The organism is Caenispirillum bisanense (assembly GCF_039523075.1).
Classification (GTDB): Bacteria; Pseudomonadota; Alphaproteobacteria; order Rhodospirillales; family Rhodospirillaceae; genus Caenispirillum; species Caenispirillum bisanense.
Map to the genome: position 1 here is coordinate 88610 of NZ_BAAAEP010000002.1, position 16502 is coordinate 105111.

Genomic DNA, 16502 nt, shown 5'->3' on the forward strand with positions numbered 1-16502 from the left:
CGAAACTGGATCAGATGACAAGGTTCATGGTGTGATGATGGTGATGACGGGCACTCCCCTTCGGTCGACGGCGCGCCAGGCGTCGGTGGCGGCTCTTGCGGCGGTTCTGCTGGCGGTGGCGCTGCCGGGGCAGGCGGGTGCCATCGAGACCAAGGCGCGCGAGGCGCTGCTGCTTGATTTCCATACCGAAACGGTGATGTTCGCCAAGGATGCCGACGTGCCCATGCCGCCGTCGTCCATGAGCAAGCTGATGACCTCCTACGTCATCTTCGACCTGGTGAAGCAGGGCCGGCTGAAGCTGGACGACGTGTTCACGGTGTCGGAAAACGCCTGGCGCAAGGGTGGCGCGGCCTCCGGCGGCTCCACCATGTTCCTGGAGCCCAACAGCCAGGTGGCGGTGCAGGATCTGCTGCGCGGCATCATCATCCAGTCGGGCAACGACGCCTGCATCGTGGCGGCGGAGAACATCGCCGGCAGCGAGGAAGCCTTCGCCGACCTGCTGAACCGCAAGGCGAAGGAGATCGGGCTCACCGGCTCCCACTTCACCAATTCCACCGGCCTGCCCGACCCCGACCACTACATGACGGCGCGCGACCTGGCGACGCTGGCCAAGCGGCTGATCCTGGACTTCCCCGACTTCTACCCGCTCTACAAGCAGACCGAGTTCACCTACAACGGCATCACCCAGCACAACCGCAATCCGCTGCTGTACATGCCCATCGACGCCGATGGCCTGAAGACCGGCCATACCTCGGTTGCCGGCTATGGTCTCACGGCATCGGCGGTGCGCGGCGACCGGCGGCTGATCCTGGTGGTCAACGGCCTCGCCTCCACCAAGGAACGCGGCCAGGAAACCCAGCAGCTGATGGACTGGGGCTTCCGCAGCTTCGAGAACCGCAACCTGTTCAAGGCCGGCGACGTGGTGGAAAACGCCGAGGTGTGGCTGGGCGAGCAGGCCAGCGTGCCGCTGGTGATCGACCAGGACCTGCGCGTCACCATGCCGCGCCGCCCCGGCAGCGACTTCCAGGTCAAGGTGGTCTACGACGGCCCGGTGCCGGCGCCGGTGCAGCGCGGCCAGCAGGTCGCCCGCCTGGTGGTGGACGCGCCGGAGATGGAGCGCCAGGAATACCCGCTCTACGCCGGTGCCGACGTGGCCAAGCTCGGCTTCTTCGGGCGCATGATGGCGGCGGCCAAGAACATGGTGTTCGGCTACGTGCAGCCGGCGGCGGCACCCGCCCCGGCGGCGCCCGCCGCCGCGCCGGCCCAGGCGCAGTAAGGCAGGCCCGGCGGTGCAGCACCCTCACCAGCAGCCACAGCAGCAGCGGACACCGCGCGGGCTCTTCATCACCCTGGAAGGCGGCGAGGGGGCCGGCAAGTCGACGCAGGTGCGGCTGCTGGCCGAGGCCCTGCGCGGCCGCGGCCTCGACCCGGTGCTGACGCGGGAACCCGGCGGCTCGCGCGGGGCGGAGGACATCCGCGCCCTGCTGGTCACCGGCGACCCCGGCCGCTGGGACCCGATGACCGAGGCGCTGCTGCACTACGCCGCCCGCCGCGACCATTGCCGCCGCATCATCGCCCCGGCGCTGGTGAGCGGCCGTTGGGTGGTGTGCGATCGTTTCGCTGACAGCACGATGGCGTACCAGGGTTACGGCCATCAGCTCGGCCGCGAAACGATCCGCCGGCTGGATGCGCTGGTGCTGGACGGCTTCAAGCCGGACCTGACGGTCATCCTCGACCTGCCGGTGGAGGTGGGGCTGGCCCGCGCCGCCGGCCGCGGCGGCGGCGAGGACCGGTACGAACGCATCGACATCGGCTTCCACGAACGCATGCGCGAAGGCTTTCTGGAAATCGCCCGGCGCGACCGCCAGCGCTGCGCGGTGGTGGCCGCCGAGGCGCCGGTGGAGGAGGTCCACGCCGCCATCCTGGCCGCGGTGGCCGAGCGCCTGCCGCTGCCCGAGGTGCCGGCATGAGCCTGCCCGACGCCGCGGCGGCCGACCCCTGGCAGCCGTCCCGCACGCTCGACCTGATCGGGCACGCGGCGGCGGAGCGGGAGGTGCTGGACGCCTGGACGTCGGGACGCATGCACCATGCCTGGCTGATCACCGGCCCGCGCGGCATCGGCAAGGCGACGCTCGCCTATCGCATCGCCCGCTTCGTGCTGGCGCAAGGGGCGGCGGAAGCGGGCGCGGCGGCGGCCGGCCCCGGCCTGTTCGGCGATGCCCTGCCGCCGGCGGTGCCGACCACCCTGGCGCTGCCGCCCGATCATCCGGTGGTGCGGCGGGTGGCGGCGGGCGGCCATGGCGACCTGCGCATCGTCCAGCGCGAGATGGTCGAGGACAAGAAGACCAAGCGACTGCGGCCGCAGGGTGTCATCAACGTCGACAGCGTGCGCGGCATCGGCCACTTCCTGTCCATGACCTCGGCGGAAGGCGGCTGGCGCATCGTGCTCATCGACGGCGCCGAGGACATGAACCGCAACGCCGCCAACGCCGTTCTGAAGGTGCTGGAGGAACCGCCGCGCCGCGCCCTGCTGCTGCTGGTCAGCCACAACCCGGCCCGGCTGCTGCCGACCATCCGCTCCCGCTGCCGCCGCCTGCCGCTGCAGCCGCTGCGCGATGCCGAAGTGCGCGACCTGCTCGCCCGCAGCCGGCCGCAGCTGAGCGAGGCCGACCGCGCCGCCCTGGCCGCCATGGGCGAGGGCAGCATCGGCACCGCCCTGGACCTGGAGGAACAGGGCGGGCTCGACCTTTACCGCGAGCTTCTCGGCCTGCTGCAGGGGCTGCCGCGGCTGGACGTCGCCGGCCTGCATGCCATGGCGGAGCGGCTGGCGCGCGCCGACGACGGGTTCCGGGTGGCCTGCGACCTGTTCACCTGGTGGCTCGGCCGGGTCATCCGGGCCAAGGGCAGGGGGCAGACCGATGCCGAGGTGCTGCCCGGCGAAGCGGCGCTCACCCAAAGGCTTGCGGTGGCGGGCGGCCTTGAACAATGGGTGCAGGTGTGGGAAAAGATCACCCACCTTTTCGACCGGACCAACGCGGTCAATCTCGACAAGAAACAGGCCCTCATCAGCGCCTTCCTTGCGGTCGAGCGGCTGGTCCGGGCCTGAATTACGCCAGCCGGAGGCCCTCGCGATGAGCGGGCAGACGCCCTTTTACATCACCACGCCGATCTACTACGTGAACGACAAGCCGCACATCGGCCATGCGTACACCACGCTGGCCTGCGACGTGATGGCGCGGTTCAAGCGGCTGGATGGCTTCGACGTCAAGTTCCTCACCGGCACCGACGAACACGGCCAGAAGGTGGAGAAGTCGGCCGCCGCCCGCGGCGTGGCGCCCAAGGCCTTCACCGACGAGGTGTCGCAGAACTTCCGCGACCTCGCCAAGGCCATGAACTTCTCCAACGACGACTTCATCCGCACCACCGAACAGCGCCACCTGGAGGCCTGCCAGGCCCTGTGGAACCGGCTGATCGAGAAGGGCGAGATCTACCTCGGCGCCTACAAGGGCTGGTACGCCGTGCGCGATGAAGCGTTCTACGGCGAGGACGAGCTGACGGTGCAGCCCGACGGCAGCCGCATCGCGCCCTCCGGCGCGCCGGTGGAGTGGGTGGAGGAGCCGAGCTACTTCTTCCGCCTGTCCGCCTGGGGCGACCGCCTGCTGAAGTTCTACGAGGACAACCCCGGCTTCATCGCCCCCGACAGCCGCCGCAACGAGGTGATCAGCTTCGTGAAGTCGGGGCTGCAGGATCTGTCGGTGTCGCGCACCACCTTCAAGTGGGGTGTGCCGGTGCCGGGCGACGATGCCCACATCATGTACGTGTGGCTCGACGCCCTCACCAACTACATCACCGCCGTCGGCTTCCCCGAGCAAGACGGCGAGTATGCCAAGTTCTGGCCGGCCGACCTGCACATGGTGGGCAAGGACATCCTGCGCTTCCACGCCATCTACTGGCCGGCCTTCCTGATGGCCGCCGAGCTGGCGCCGCCGAAGCGGGTGTTCGCCCATGGCTGGTGGACCAACGAGGGGCAGAAGATCTCCAAGTCCCTCGGCAACGTCATCGACCCGCTGGCGCTGATCGACACCTATGGCCTCGATCAGGTGCGTTACTTCCTGCTGCGCGAAGTGCCCTTCGGCAACGACGGCGACTTCAGCCATCGGGCCATGGTCAACCGCATGAACGGCGAGCTGGCCAACGACCTCGGCAACCTCGCCCAGCGGGTGCTGTCCATGGTGGCCAAGAACTGCGGCGGCCAGGTGCCGGCCCGCGGCGAGCTGACCGCCGACGACCGCGAGCTGCTCGACGCCGCCGCCGGCCTGCTGGCGCGGGTGCGCGGCATGATCGACCGCCAGGTCTTCCACGAGGCGCTGGAGGCCATCTGGGTTGTCGTGCGCGCCGCCAATGCCTATGTCGACCGTCAGGCGCCGTGGGCCCTGCGCAAGACCGATCCCGACCGCATGGCGACGGTGCTGTGGGTGCTGATGGAGACGGTGCGGCAGGTGGCGGTCCTGATGCAGCCGGTGGTGCCCGACAGCGCCTCCCGCATGCTGGATCAGCTGGCCGTTCCCGCCGACGCCCGCAGCTTCACCGCCCTGGGCGAGGGCGGGGCGCTGGTGCCGGGAACGCCGCTGCCCAAGCCGCAGGGCGTGTTCCCGCGCTTCGTCGACGAGGAGAACCAGGAGACCAAGGGCTGATGCTGGTCGACAGCCACTGCCACCTCGACTTCCCCGATTTCGCGGAAGACCTGGACGCCATCGTCGGCCGCGCCGTCGAGGCCGGCGTCGGCCACATGCTGACCATCTGCACCCACGTCACCAAGTTCGGGCAGGTGCTGGCGGTGGCCGAGCGCTTCCCGCAGGTGACCTGCACCGTCGGCATCCACCCCCACGAGGCGGGGGCGGAACCGGCGGTGACCGCCGCCCAGCTGGTTGAGAAGGCGCAGCACCCGAAGGTGATCGGCTTTGGCGAGACCGGCCTCGATTACTTCTACGACCACAGCCCGCGGGAGGAACAGCAGCGCTCCTTCCGCGCCCACCTGATGGCGGCGCGCGAGGCGCAGCTGCCGGTGGTGGTCCATACCCGCGATGCCGACGACGATACCGTCCGCATCCTGGGCGAGGAAATGGCCGCCGGCGCCTTCCCGGGCCTCATCCACTGCTTCAGCTCCAGCCGAGAACTGGCTGAAAAGGCTGTGGAAATGGGGCTCTATATCTCGCTTTCCGGCATCCTGACCTTCAAGAAGTCGGAAGAGCTGCGGGAGACGGCGCGGGCGGTGCCGCTGGACCGTCTGCTTGTGGAGACGGACGCGCCCTATCTGGCGCCGGTGCCCAAGCGCGGCAAGCGCAACGAGCCGGCCTTCGTCGCCCATACGGCGGCGGTGCTGGCCGAGGTCAAAGGCGTGTCGGTGCGGGAGATCGAGGAAGCGACCACCGCCAACTTCTTCCGCCTGTTCCGCAAGGCGCCGCGTCCCGCCGCGCTGGCGGCGGAATAGGCGAGGGCAGGCGGGTGACGGCGGATCATACGGCGACGGCGGCGGCAGGGGACGGCCCACTGCGGGTGACCCTGCTCGGCACCGGCGCCGCCGGCGGCGTGCCCATGATCTCCGCCGGCTGGGGCGACTGCGACCCGGCCGAGCCGCGCAACCGCCGCCTGCGGTCCTCCATCCTGGTGGAGCAGGGCGACACCCGCATCCTGGTCGACACCGGCCCCGACGTGCGGGAGCAATTGCTGACGGCGGGTGTTTCCCGGCTGACCGGCGTGCTCTACACCCACGCCCATGCTGACCACATCCACGGCCTGGACGAGCTGCGCGAGGTCAACCGCGCCATGCGTGCGCCGCTGCCGGTGTGGGGCGATGAGGCCACCCTCGCCGACCTCAAGCTCCGGTTCAGCTACGCCTTTGAAGGAATTGATCTGGATACACAACCGATCTTCCGGCCGTGGCTGATTCCGCATCTGCTGGAGCCGCAGGTGACGGTCGGCGGGCTGGCCGTGCAGTGCTTCCCGCAGGACCACGGCTGGACCACCAGCTGGGGCTTCCGCATCGGCGACTTCGCCTATTCCACCGATGTGCTGGAACTGGATGAGGCGGCCTTCAGCGTGCTCGCCGGGGTGCGGACCTGGGTGGTCGGCTGCCTGACCACGCACCCCCACAGCACCCACGCCCACGTCGACAAGGTGATCGGCTGGCACCGGCGGGTGAAGCCGCAGCGCACCGTTCTCACCCACATGGGGCCGGGGCTCGATTACCGCACCCTGTGCGACACGCTGCCGGCGGGGATCGAGCCGGGCTATGACGGCATGGTGCTGGAGGTCTGACGCCGGGCCGAAGGCGGGCAGGGTCGGGCAGGGCCACGCGATGCCGGCTCAGCGGAACCAGTCCAGGCACCCGGCCGGCAGCAGTGACTGGCTGACCAGCATCGCCCCATGGCCGTAGAGGCGCGCCGGCCGCGCGCCGGCCGCCGGCTCTATGGCCATAAGCTGACCGCTGGCATCGCTCCAGACGATGCGGCCGTCGATGACGCCGATTGCGGCCGCAGCCTCGGCGAAGCTGGTGCCGGGCCGGAACAGCACCATCACCGGCGCCTCGCCATCGCCCGGCGGCAGCGCCGCCACCGGCCCGCCGATCACCACCAGCGCCACCAGCAGGGAGCGGGCGAGGGCGCCTCGGGAGCCGCGGGGGCCGGATGCCCGCCCGCCTCCACCCCGCAGCAGCCACCAGCCGACGGCCGCCACGACGACGCCGAACAGCACGAACCACAGCAGATCCCAGACCAGGGGATTGTCCACATCCATGCGGATACGGTGGATGCCGAGCAGCCAGTGCGACACGATGCCGTCCAGCATGTGCCAGACGCCGAAGCCGATCAGCGCCAGAGCCAGCAGGCGACGGTCGGCGCCCGGCGAGCCCAGCTCCCGGCGGCCTCGCCACAGCACCCACAGGCCGACGGCGGCAATGACGTACATGAGGGCATGGAACAGCCCGTCGGCGAGGATCTGCACCCGGATATCCTGGATGCGGGCGCTCTCCACGGCGCTCAGCAGGTGGTGCCACTGCAGCACCTGGTGCAGCAGGATGCCATCGAAAAACCCGCCCAGCGCAAAACCGAGCAGAAAGCCCGCAATGGCCGGGCGACGGCCGGCGGTCTCCATGGTGTCCATGCCGGGCTCCTGAGGACAGAGGGTGCCGTGACAACGACCACCAACTGCGGCAGGATGCCAAGCCAAACCGCCCTGCCCTGGATCCTGGTTTTCGTATTCAGAGAGTCCGGTTTCGGGGCGTGTAGTGTGTGAGTGAGTGGGTGCCGACTGCTTGACCACTCGCCGGAACAAGTAGCGCCGGAGATCGGTGATGCCGTGTTTGATGTAGCACGGCCAGAAATCCCGAGATGTAGCCTGTAGCCTGCCGTGGGGGTGCAACATCAGCGAGGCAGGATCGGTCTGCGCTTGGCCCGATGTGGAGCCGGTCGTGTAGCGCGCTCGCAATCGCTTCGTCTCAGGCAAGCCTTGTCGCCGTGCTCGCGCCCATCAAGGACGCGATGCGCCACGGTGCGGTGGCCTGCGGCCATCATGGACAGACGCAGTGCGCGGTGAGCAGCGGGAAGATAGATCGTGCCGGAGGAATGCGATGATATCAGAGGCTCGAATGCCCACAATCTGCGGCGTTTTGCCCGACGAAAGGCATGCATGCGCTTCCACCACCACTTTGGAGTGGTTATACTGCGCTACGAGATGGGTGGATATGCAGCCCAATGGGGATAGGTTGATTCGACGGAGGTGGCAGTGTTTCGGAAATTGTTCGGAGGCGGGAGTTCGCCCAAATCACCGGCGTATGAGGCTGGTCAGCAGCTTTTTCAGCAGGGAATGAAGGCGGCGAGCGAATATCGTACTGCTGAAGCGATAGCTTTGTACACCAAGTCATATGAGACAAATCCAAATCCTGCGCCTTTAATAAACCGGGCGAAACTCTACCGCTGGCGGCTCCTGTTTGCAGAAGCGATCCGAGACCTGGAATCTGCGATGCAAATCGACAAGCAACAGGGTGGTGAGTTCTCAAGGGTTCTGCGTAGCGAATTGGCCGAATGCAAGGCTCTCGCAGAAAAGCGCTTCAATGGCAAAAGAGACTTGTTTATTGCTGACCTGAGAGAAAAAGGTTTTGATTATGTAGCTGGTCGCTTTGCAGATGTAATCTTCAAAGGAGATGGACAACTAGCTGCGTATCACATGGTGAATGAAGTTGATAATGTTAAAAAATTCGAAAACAGAGCGGACTTTCCAGCAGTTAAGACTCTTCTTAATAACTGGATGAAGGATCAGGGGGTTATCGATCAGGTTCTAGCCGATCCAGAACTCAGCGAGAGATACCAAGAAAAGCGCATTATGTTCGAGTCGATGATTTGCGTTTATGATTATCCAGATATGGCAAAATTGCGTGATGAGATTGTTAGAATCATCTGGTGCGTGTTGAACCCGCCAAGTCAAATGCAGGCTATTTGGGAAGTATCTCTGCGCGATCCGGGTGGCTGATTCGCCCAGTATGATTGCGACCACGGCGGCCAGGACGATAGCGGACGATCGGAACGATGGTGTCCAGCCCAGAGGACAGCCAGCGCGTCGGCGGCATTGTGGGCAAGAATTCAGGAGTAGGCTAAGCATGATTGACGATATCTCCATCCGCCCTTCTCAGAAGGCGGGTTTGCCCAGCAAGGAGCAGTACATCGCCACGTTCGGTGGCTTCGTCTGCCTGCGGATCCTGAGCGTCGGGGCCGAGTACGCAGTGGTGACCGCTACAGCTGACGAGGACAACAAGCAGTTCCTGGCGCCCGACAACCAAGCGCTTTTGATGGGACTGGGTCGGAGGACGGCCGAGGAACTCGGCGGCCCACATGCTGAATGCTGCGACAACTACGGCCGCAAGTACGTGCAAATATGCAACATCGAGAACGAGGAGGATGCTGATCGAGTCGTGAAGGTCTTCACCCGACTGCTGTATGAGCACATACAAGCTGGCGAAAAAGCGCAGGCGGACGACGCAGTCGAAAGCGATGCGCGAAGGGAACTGCGCGAGATCTACGACGCGATCGCCCCTGCCGACTCCGGGGAGGACGCCTACCTCGGAGACGGCGTGTGGATCAGTAGGGACGGAGGCTGGTGCGACCGGGGCAGGTGACCACTGGGTTTGGAGGGCTTAACCAAGTGGCATGATGCTCACCACGGGCCGAGGATGGCATTCTATATTTCAGTCTTCGAAATATGCTGCTGAAAGCGAAAAGCCAAGGGGCTTTGCCCCTCTGCCGGGCCAGAGGCCCGGCATTCACCCCAGGATATTTCAACTCGGTGAATGGAAGATTATTCTTCGCATGTGCTATCCTGTGTGGGCGGTACAGGGAGGGATCCCGATGACCGCCGACGTGAATGGGGGCGGCTCAGGTTGCTGAGCCGCCTTCTTCGCTCGGCCGTATGAGGGTCGGGGAGCAGGTGACGATGCATTCAAGGTCCAATCGGCGCAGCGCGGCCTTGGAAGTCATTATGGCATGCCCGCTTGCGGAACTGGGCAAAGGCACTTGCTTGTTTCAGGGGAAGGCTGACCGCGATCACAACATCGCTTTCCGTCACTGGACACCCGGCAAGTTGGATGGACGGGACAATGAACCCGCCGTGCGCCTCAGTGCGGCGGGCATGCCGGTCTGGCGCCGCGATGAGGACGGTGGCTGACGCACGGCGGCCTCGAAGGCGGTGCGGTCGCCGACCAGCGCCACCCGCCGCTTTGCACGGGTGATTGCGGTATAGAGCAGGGTGCGATCGAGGATGCGGCTCCGGGTGACCGGGATCACCACCGTGTCGAACTGGCTGCCCTGCGCCTTGTGGGCGGTGATGGCCCAAGCGTGTTCAAGGTTGCCCAATGCACTGACCGGAACGTGCCGCTGTTCGCCGTCGAAGTCGACCACAAGGACTTCCTGGCCGTCGTCGACCGCATGCCTGACGACAGTTCCGAGGCTGCCGTTCATGATCCGCAGGTCGTAATCGTTGACCGTCCAGATCACCGGCTCGCCGACGGCAAAATCGCCGGGCAGCAGAGGGCGGCCATGTGCATAGACGGCGTGCAGGGCGTTGTTGATGGCGCGGATGCCGCCGTCCGCCTCGACGCCGGTTCCCTTGACCGAGCCGATGATCTGATGGCTCCGCCCCGCAAGGTCGGCGGCGATCTCTTTGACTGTGGCGACGATCTCATCGCGGGGGCAGGCGCGGAAGGAAACTCCGATGTCGTCGGCAGGGTCGTAAGCGCGCAGGTCCGGGAGCTGTCCTGCCCGCACGGCAGCTGCGGCGGCGGGGATGCCGGTCTCGGCGGATTGGCGCATAACCTCGACGAGTTCGATCTTGGGCACGAGATCGTTGTCGGCCAAGGCATGCAGAGTGATGCCGAAGGAAACCGGTGGCAGCTGACCGGGGTCGCCGACCAGCAGGAAACGACAGCCTGGCGGGCAGGCACGGAGAATCCGGTACAACGAGGTCAGGTCGACCATTGAGGCTTCGTCCACGACCAGCAGCGGTTCGTCGTCCAGCGCTAGGTCTCCGGCCTCGGCCCGCTGGAGGAAGCCAGCGATGGTGCGCGCCGGTCGGTCGGTGGCTTCGGTCATGCGCAAGGCCGCCCGCCCGCTCAATGCCATCAGGTGGACGGTGACGCCAACCTCGTGGGCGAAGTCGCAGATGGCGCGCAAGACGGTGGTCTTGCCGACGCCTGCTCCTCCGAGCAGCAAGGAGAACGAGCAGGTGAGGGCGCTCCCCACCGCCTCCCTCTGCCGCTGGTTCAACCTCATGCCGTGGGCACCCTGCCAGCGGTCGAGCCAGCCCTCGGTCAGTGTGTCCGCCGGGCGACGGTGAAACAGCTGCGGCTGCGAGGCTTGGGCGTCGGCCCCGCTAACCAGAGCAGCGATGCGCTCAGCGACGGCGCACTCCATCGCCAGCGGTCCCAACGGCTGCCAGCCGGTGTCGACCCCGACGATGGCGCCGTCCTCCACGGCGAGGTCAATGGCTGTGTTGATGGCGGTGCTGCGGCCCAGCTGACGCCCCAGGAGTCGCCGGAAGGTCGCGTCAGGGGTCCAGGTGTGGGATTGGTCCAAACGGCCGTACAAGGCCGCTTGGCAAGCCGCCACGAGCCGCCGCTCGTCAGCCGGGCCGATGCCCATGGACCGGGCGGCGCGATCAACCGCAGACCACGGCGCGAAAGCGATCAGGCGATAGGGATCCTGTACCAGCTTCGCGATGGCTTCGCCGCCATAGCATCCGATCACCTTGTGGGCGAGGCGGGGGGGAAAGCCGTGGCGATCGAGCCAAGCTAACACCGTTGGCTCGGCGGCGATCTCGGGCCAGACCGACACCAGGACTTCGGCCTGTTCTCGGGCGCGGGTGCTGTCGCCCAAGGCGGCGAGGATGGCAGTGAGGTCGCCTTTATCGAGCACCTGGTAGAGCGTCTCGCCGTGGTGCTCCCACAGCAGGTGGGCAGTGACCGCGCCGATGCCGGGGAAGCGCGGTCCTGCCAGCAGGCCCTGGATCAGCCGCCCGGATGGGCGTAGCAGAGCAGCGGTCTCGACATGGACCTGCGGACCATATTTCGGATGGCGGCGGACGATGCCGGAGATCTGCCAGGCTTCGCCCGCCACCGGGGGGCGCGGCAGATCGTTAGCGAGAAAGCGCCGTAATTCACCGTCCGGGCAGCGACCACTGAAGATGGCGCCGTTCCAGCGGGCATGCAGCACAGTCTCGATGACCACGGTCTGCGCCATCAGCGGGCCAACCTGCCAGTTTCGATCAAATGGACCTCAATATGGCCGTAGCGCCGCAGCTTGGCCCGCAACGCGGCGTTTTCCGCCAGCAAGGCGACGTTGGCCCGTTCCAGGTCCGCGACCCGCCGTTCCAGCCTCACCCGGCCCTCGTCCACGGTCTGCACCGGGCGTTCCTTGACACCGCGCAGACCCTTGGCGGCGACGGCCTCCTCTAGCAAGCGGCGGCACTCGGGGTTCTTGTAGAGCACTTGGCGGTCGATCCCGGCCGCCAGCGCGATGGCGCTGACATGGACCTGTTCGCCCCGGGCGGGCAGGGACGCCACCGACGCCAGATAGCGCCGCAGCTTCTCGACATTGGCGGCGCCGACCTCCGCCCCACTCAGTCGCTTCGCCATCAGCGCTCCTCGTCGTTGGTGGGCGCAAAGGCAAAGACATCGGCGCTTGGCATGGCGCCGAGGGCCGCCAATTCCTCGATGCAGCCCTGGTAATGCTGGAAGAACCGCAGCCACGCTTGTCGGCCGCGCATCTCGCTGACCGCCAGGATCATCGCCTTGTGGGAAGCAATGAGTAGGTCCCGCTGGCGCGCCAGCGCTGCGATCTCGCGGTCCTTGCGCTCGACGGCGAGCGACAGGTTGGACTTCGACTGCTTGTTGACCTTCTCGATCAATGACCGCAGTTCAGCTTGGCGGCACTGGTAAGCCTCCAGCAATTGCCGCCGTTCTGCGTGCCGGGTGATGTCAGTGGCATATTTGAGCGTGCCACCGAGGTGGCGGACGGCACCACGGGCGGAGATATCCTCGTTGTCGAGCAGCATGGCGTCGAGGGCGTCTGCCAGCCGCCGGGTCTTCTCGTCAGCGTAGGTCATCGGGGGACCTCCTTGGAGCGTGGCCGTCGAGCACCGAGCCGCCTAGCTTAGCCTCGACCGGCGTGAAAAGATCGCGCCCGCCCGGGAACGGCTTGGTGCCCGGCGCGGCGGCAATTGCCTTGTCGATATTGGCCAGCCGCTCCTTGGCATGGCGCAGCTGGTTGTCGCGGCCGATGCCGCCCTTGGTCCGCTCGATCTTCGCCACCGCCCGCTGCATGCGGTTGCGCAACTGTTCCAGGTTTTTGCGTTCCTCCGGCACCTCGGAGCGGGTTAGATGATGGCAGCCGTTGAAGCATTCGAGATGCTTCGGGCAGGGGTCCACCGTGAATGAATTGAGGCAGAAGCCGTAGGGGGTGACATGCAGGCCGTCGGCCTCGGCATCGAGGTAGTCGAAGGCCGCGTCGTCGCCATGCTCCCGCTGGACGCGGAGGAATTCCGCGACGATCGGGCCGCTGACCTTTTTGGCCATGATCATCCGCATGGCCTCCTGGGCGCGCGGTCCGAGCTTTTCCTCGGCAATCGGCGGCAGATCGATGTCGTGGAGGTCCTCGGCCAGGCTGCGGTGATCGTACTCGTAGCTCTGCTGGACGCTGGTGCGGTTGAACCGCTTGGTGATGATGGTGTCAGCGACGCCAAGGCGGAACAATTCGGCGTTCTGTAGGTGGCGCAGGCTGTGGTTGTTGATCGTGTAGTTGCGATCCTCGTCCGTCTCGCCATAGCGGGCGAACAGATTGTCAGCCTGACCGCCCAGGTGCATTTGTAGGTCGCTGCCGCTGATCCGGCCGCAGGCAAAGTACCAGTTGACGTCGGTCAGCCCGTGATTGCGGTTCTCCGCCAAGGCCCTGATCGGCATCAGAAACAGCAGATCGTAGGGGTAGAGCTTCCTGCCGTCGGCCAAGGTGAACGGCTCGATGTCGGGCAGTTTGGTCGGCATGCAGCGGTGGATCAGCGCCTCGACATCGCCGACTTCGAAATAGGCTTCGCGCCAGCTGATCCGCCCGCCAAGCACAATGCCATCGGCGTCGCGGACCGTGATCAAGTTGTCCTTGATGTGGCGGTGCCAGTATTTCTTCATAGCCGCGATGAAGTCGGGCGTCAGAAGGTCCAACTGGTGCGACCGCAAGGCGTCGAGAATGGCTGGGTCATAGCCGTAGCGGTACTGCTGCATGAGGTCTCGGGTTCTCTCGTCTTCGGCCAGGGGAAGGGAGCCGGACACCCGGATATACATCTCGGCCGCCGATACCACCTCGTCCTTCTCGAACTCGGGAAACAGCCGTCCGGTCTCGGTCTGGCGCCTCAGCCGCTCGCGCATGGGACGGGTGATCTCGGCGGTGCGCCGGAGGATGTCGAGCACCTCCTGTTCGAAGATCTGCGGGATGTGTTGGGCCGTCTCGTAGAGCACGACGCCTTCGGGACCCTCGTCGTCGACTTGCTTCTCGGCGAAATGGCGCAGCATCAGGGAGCGGGAGATACCGCCGCGTTCGCCCGCCGGTCGGCCCTGGGCATCGGCATATTCCCTCCAGCGCTCCCAGTCGAACGGAATTGTGGCGTTCTCGCCGATGCGAAACCCGGTCAGCACTCCGATCTTTCCCTGGGCGAACCGAATGTGGTCGGCCAGGGTCACGGGCTTCTCGGTCCACAAGATGCGGACCAGTTCCCAAAACGCCTTGCCTTCTGGCAGCTTTTCGGCCGCCTTGCGCTGGCTGAGTTCCGTCCGCACCTTATCGACGTCTCGATAGGTGTTCTGCCTCCGCTGAAGCTCATCGACCCGGGTCTGCGCCGACCGCGCATCTTCAGTCGGGTAGGGAACACAGAAGCGGGCGAGGGGGCTGCGATCGGCGAGATGCTGGCCGTCGATGACAATCCGCATCACCATGGCGAAGTTGGCTGCGATCTTGCCCGAGGTGCCGATGGCGAGGGCGGCGTTGTAGGCCAGTTGCACGTCTTCGCCCGTGATATCCCACGGGTCGCGGTCGTCGGCGCAGGCGGCGAGAAGACGGATGTGTCGGCCGATGTTGTCGAGTGCGTGCCGCGGCTTGTTCTTCTTGATCAAGACCTCGGTCAGCACCGCCGCCTGGAAGATATCGCGCCACCGCGACGGCATCGCCGTGGCAGGCACCGGGATGAGACCATTGCGCTTCCTGATCTCGTTCAAGGCGGCGAGTCCGGAGGAGTCGAAGCCGAGGTCGGTCAGCCGGAAGAATGGCGGCGGCACAACGCCTGCCAGGGCGCCGAGGTCCCACGCCTTGCCCCTCGGCACTTTTCCGGCGCCGTCGCACGGCAACGCCCAGGGGAGGCCCCGCGCGGCAGCCAGTGCTTGGGCGGTCTCGACGAAGGTTTGATAGAACTCATTCATCGGTGCCAGGCTCCTCAATGCCCGCGACCACAACCTCCACCGCCGTCAGCATGCGGCGCAGCTGAGTGTAGGCGGGCGATTCGGTGTTGGCGCGGGATGCCGTGGCAAACTCCAGCACCACCGGGCGGAGTTCTTCGGCGACATGCCGGTGGATGGAGGCGTCGCTGACCGGCATGAACTTGCGGCAGGTGTAACAGCTGAGCACGGGATTTTTGACGCAGAGCGACTGGCCGATCGAGCAGCCGCCGATGCCCGCTATGGGAATACCGTGCGGTACGCCGCCAATCTGCTTGCCCGGTGGCAACCGCAGCAACGCCGCCTTGTCTATCGTCTTGGTCCGCGCCACCTTCGCTACTTCGGCGTAGACCGGCGAGATGGCCAGCGCCTGGTTGACCCGCTGAGCCTGAGTCGGTGAGGTGTCGATGTAGATGTTGGCGGTGTCCAGGCTGGAATGGCCGAGAAACTCGGACACGGTGATGTGCGACGCCCCCCCGTCGACCAGCCGCTGTGCTGCGGTGTGGCGCAAGTCGGTGGCGGCCCATCTTTCGCCGGTCAGCCGTTCGGTGCCCTGGAGAATGGACTGGCCAACCCCGGCGGGGGTCAGACCAAAATAGGACTCCTTTGGCACGTCGGCGTCGAACGCCGAGTGGCTGCGCCGCCGACTGTATTCAATGAACAACGAGCACCACTCGCGTTTGATGCGCCGGGTCACTCGTCGGCCGCGATCTTGGCCGCGCTTCTTGGTTAGCATCGTGCTGAAATGGACGGCGCCCGTGCTGTAAATGCGGACATCGGTTGTCTTCAGTCGGGCGATCTGTCCGGGGCGAAAGGCATGCTGGAAGACGACGATGAGGATGCAGGCGTCACGTAGTTCTTGGTTACCGACACTCGGCAACTTGTCCGTCCGCGCAAGCTCGTCAAAATAGTCGATCAGCAAGGATTGGTGGTCCAGCGGTACGAAGCAGTCGCCGGTACGAACGACACGATATTTGTCAGATCTTGGAAGGGGAAGCTGCGCAACGTAGTCGCGGTGGTCAGGTGCCCATGTTCCCAAGCGGAGATCACACATCGCGTATAGAAAGGTTTTCAAAGAAGCGGATTCGATTGCCGTAAGAGACGCGATCTCTTTTGCCCATTTCTGACGGAATTCGAATGGCTTGAGCACTAGCATCGCGTAAAGGATGTCTTCTCTCCGGCCATGAGATATCCGCTTGTAGCTCTCATAGCGCAACACAACTGTCGTAGGATCGAGGTTCACCAACTGCCAAAGCACCAGATGCTTCATCAGCAAGCTGAGTCCGCCAAAGATCGAGAAGTCGATTAGGTGCGTTTCTCCATCGGTGGTGATCTCCCACTGGTCCTTGGTGCCGGGGTGGCGGATGGACCGTTGGGTGTCGAAATAGTCGTCGTAGTAGCGCACCGCCGAGGGCAGGGGCGGCAGGGCGGAGATGATCGCCGTCACCTGCTGATGGGAAGCCGCCGTCGTTGCCATCATTCC

Annotated in this window: 14 protein-coding genes; 8 read left to right on the plus strand and 6 right to left on the minus strand. The window is 65.7% G+C overall.

Annotated features, from left to right (window positions below; translation table 11 throughout):
* The first annotated feature begins 34 nt into the window (after positions 1–34).
* The 6 genes from ABD056_RS02055 to ABD056_RS02080 are packed head-to-tail and all read left to right on the plus strand — an operon-like array spanning position 35 to position 6318.
* The gene (locus ABD056_RS02055) at positions 35–1276 is read left to right on the plus strand and encodes a D-alanyl-D-alanine carboxypeptidase family protein (protein WP_343863916.1); all 1242 of its coding nucleotides are present in this window, start codon (positions 35–37) and stop codon (positions 1274–1276) included.
* 13 nt (positions 1277–1289) lie between these two features.
* Complete coding sequence (gene tmk / locus ABD056_RS02060) at positions 1290–1970, plus strand: dTMP kinase (protein WP_343863918.1); 681 nt, start codon at positions 1290–1292, stop codon at positions 1968–1970.
* Positions 1967–3106 carry a DNA polymerase III subunit delta' gene (locus tag ABD056_RS02065; RefSeq protein WP_343863920.1) on the plus strand — a complete coding sequence of 380 codons (1140 nt, stop codon included), beginning with the start codon at positions 1967–1969 and terminating at the stop codon, positions 3104–3106. The genes tmk and ABD056_RS02065 overlap by 4 nt, the downstream gene beginning before the upstream one ends.
* A 25-nt stretch (positions 3107–3131) precedes the next feature.
* Entirely contained in the window at positions 3132–4694 is a 1563-nt protein-coding gene (gene metG / locus ABD056_RS02070; RefSeq protein WP_343863922.1) for a methionine--tRNA ligase, read from the plus strand.
* The gene (locus ABD056_RS02075) at positions 4694–5491 is read left to right on the plus strand and encodes a TatD family hydrolase (protein WP_343863924.1); all 798 of its coding nucleotides are present in this window, start codon (positions 4694–4696) and stop codon (positions 5489–5491) included. The genes metG and ABD056_RS02075 overlap by 1 nt, the downstream gene beginning before the upstream one ends.
* Positions 5492–5505: 14 nt before the next feature.
* Positions 5506–6318, plus strand: a complete 813-nt coding sequence (locus ABD056_RS02080; protein ID WP_343863926.1) for an MBL fold metallo-hydrolase — start codon at positions 5506–5508, stop codon at positions 6316–6318.
* A 48-nt stretch (positions 6319–6366) separates the two neighbouring features.
* Here the strand turns inward: ABD056_RS02080 and ABD056_RS02085 are convergent, their stop codons facing one another.
* The gene (locus tag ABD056_RS02085) at positions 6367–7161 is read right to left on the minus strand and encodes a DUF2243 domain-containing protein (protein WP_343863928.1); all 795 of its coding nucleotides are present in this window, start codon (positions 7159–7161) and stop codon (positions 6367–6369) included.
* A 615-nt stretch (positions 7162–7776) separates the two neighbouring features.
* On the opposite strand from ABD056_RS02085, the gene ABD056_RS02090 reads away from it, so the two are divergent.
* Together ABD056_RS02090 and ABD056_RS02095 are read left to right on the plus strand one after the other, a co-directional pair.
* Positions 7777–8526 carry a tetratricopeptide repeat protein gene (locus tag ABD056_RS02090; protein WP_343863930.1) on the plus strand — a complete coding sequence of 250 codons (750 nt, stop codon included), beginning with the start codon at positions 7777–7779 and terminating at the stop codon, positions 8524–8526.
* A gap of 127 nt (positions 8527–8653) precedes the next feature.
* Positions 8654–9169: a hypothetical protein gene (locus tag ABD056_RS02095; protein WP_343863932.1), complete on the plus strand. Its 516-nt coding sequence runs from the start codon at positions 8654–8656 to the stop codon at positions 9167–9169.
* A gap of 442 nt (positions 9170–9611) precedes the next feature.
* Here ABD056_RS02095 and ABD056_RS02100 read toward each other — a convergent pair whose 3' ends face one another.
* Genes ABD056_RS02100 through ABD056_RS02120 form a run of 5 tightly spaced genes read right to left on the minus strand, consistent with a single transcriptional unit; the run spans position 9612 to position 16499 of the window.
* Positions 9612–11783 carry an AAA family ATPase gene (locus ABD056_RS02100; RefSeq protein WP_343863934.1) on the minus strand — a complete coding sequence of 724 codons (2172 nt, stop codon included), beginning with the start codon at positions 11781–11783 and terminating at the stop codon, positions 9612–9614.
* Positions 11783–12178 carry a DUF6262 family protein gene (locus ABD056_RS02105; RefSeq protein WP_343863935.1) on the minus strand — a complete coding sequence of 132 codons (396 nt, stop codon included), beginning with the start codon at positions 12176–12178 and terminating at the stop codon, positions 11783–11785. Before ABD056_RS02105 ends, ABD056_RS02100 begins: the two co-directional genes overlap by 1 nt.
* Positions 12178–12648, minus strand: a complete 471-nt coding sequence (locus ABD056_RS02110; protein WP_343863937.1) for a hypothetical protein — start codon at positions 12646–12648, stop codon at positions 12178–12180. The genes ABD056_RS02105 and ABD056_RS02110 overlap by 1 nt, the downstream gene beginning before the upstream one ends.
* Positions 12635–15004 (minus strand): hypothetical protein, encoded by a 2370-nt coding sequence (locus ABD056_RS02115; RefSeq protein ID WP_343863939.1) that lies wholly within the window; start codon positions 15002–15004, stop codon positions 12635–12637. The genes ABD056_RS02110 and ABD056_RS02115 overlap by 14 nt, the downstream gene beginning before the upstream one ends.
* Positions 14997–16499, minus strand: coding sequence for a tyrosine-type recombinase/integrase (locus tag ABD056_RS02120; RefSeq protein ID WP_343863941.1), 1503 nt, complete (start codon positions 16497–16499; stop codon positions 14997–14999). Before ABD056_RS02120 ends, ABD056_RS02115 begins: the two co-directional genes overlap by 8 nt.
* Between the last annotated feature and the right edge of the window lie 3 nt (positions 16500–16502).

Bases quoted from the DNA above. Each gene is read 5' to 3' on its own strand.
- ABD056_RS02115 (WP_343863939.1), bottom strand. From the start codon at position 15,004: ATGAATGAGTTCTATCAAACCTTCGTCGAGACCGCCCAAGCACTGGCT.
- ABD056_RS02085 (WP_343863928.1), bottom strand. From the start codon at position 7,161: ATGGACACCATGGAGACCGCCGGCCGTCGCCCGGCCATTGCGGGCTTT.
- ABD056_RS02100 (WP_343863934.1), bottom strand. From the start codon at position 11,783: ATGGCGCAGACCGTGGTCATCGAGACTGTGCTGCATGCCCGCTGGAAC.
- ABD056_RS02065 (WP_343863920.1), top strand. From the start codon at position 1,967: ATGAGCCTGCCCGACGCCGCGGCGGCCGACCCCTGGCAGCCGTCCCGC.
- ABD056_RS02075 (WP_343863924.1), top strand. From the start codon at position 4,694: ATGCTGGTCGACAGCCACTGCCACCTCGACTTCCCCGATTTCGCGGAA.
- ABD056_RS02105 (WP_343863935.1), bottom strand. From the start codon at position 12,178: ATGGCGAAGCGACTGAGTGGGGCGGAGGTCGGCGCCGCCAATGTCGAG.
- ABD056_RS02095 (WP_343863932.1), top strand. From the start codon at position 8,654: ATGATTGACGATATCTCCATCCGCCCTTCTCAGAAGGCGGGTTTGCCC.
- metG (WP_343863922.1), top strand. From the start codon at position 3,132: ATGAGCGGGCAGACGCCCTTTTACATCACCACGCCGATCTACTACGTG.
- ABD056_RS02110 (WP_343863937.1), bottom strand. From the start codon at position 12,648: ATGACCTACGCTGACGAGAAGACCCGGCGGCTGGCAGACGCCCTCGAC.
- ABD056_RS02120 (WP_343863941.1), bottom strand. From the start codon at position 16,499: ATGATGGCAACGACGGCGGCTTCCCATCAGCAGGTGACGGCGATCATC.
- ABD056_RS02055 (WP_343863916.1), top strand. From the start codon at position 35: ATGATGGTGATGACGGGCACTCCCCTTCGGTCGACGGCGCGCCAGGCG.